The sequence below is a fragment of the Ralstonia sp. VS2407 genome (assembly GCF_052950655.1).
This window is the reverse complement of the sequence record NZ_JBRFVG010000065.1, coordinates 1-664: the sequence shown is the minus strand read 5'-3', so window position 1 is coordinate 664 and position 664 is coordinate 1. Positions and strand designations below refer to the sequence as shown.

Sequence of the window (664 nt, the reverse complement as noted above, 5' to 3'; positions counted from 1 at the left end):
GATTCGATGCGCGGGTACAGCGCGATCGCGCGGTCGAGCTGCGCATCGCGCCCCGGCGCGTACGCGCCGACCGCGATCAGGTCGCGGTTGCGCTGGTAGCGCGACAGCATCTGCTTGAACTGGCGCACGCGATCGAGGTGCGCATCGTCGATCAGCGCGGTCATCGCGCGGCTGATCGACGCTTCGATGTCGATGGCCGGATAGTGGCCGGCTTCCGCGAGCGAGCGTGACAGCACGACGTGGCCGTCGAGAATCGCGCGCGCGGAATCGGCGATCGGGTCCTGCTGGTCGTCGCCTTCGGTGAGCACCGTGTAGAACGCGGTGATCGAGCCGCCGCCCTCGGGGCCGTTGCCGGTGCGCTCGACGAGCGCCGGCAGCTTCGCGAACACCGACGGCGGATAGCCCTTCGTCGCGGGCGGCTCGCCGATCGCGAGCGCGATCTCGCGCTGCGCCATCGCATAGCGCGTGAGCGAATCCATCAGCAGCAGCACGTGCTTGCCCTGATCGCGGAAGTATTCGGCGAGCGTCGTCGCGTAGGCCGCGCCCTGCATGCGCAGCAGCGGCGACACGTCGGCGGGCGCCGCGACGACGACCGAGCGCGCGAGCCCGTCCTCGCCGAGGATCTGCTCGATGAACTCCTTCACTTCACGGCCGCGCTCGCCGA

Annotated in this window: 1 pseudogene; it reads right to left on the bottom strand. The window is 70.0% G+C overall.

From position 1 onward, the window contains the following. A pseudogene (locus tag ACU8YE_RS23840) lies at positions 1–664 on the bottom strand (flagellum-specific ATP synthase FliI); the annotation flags it as partial.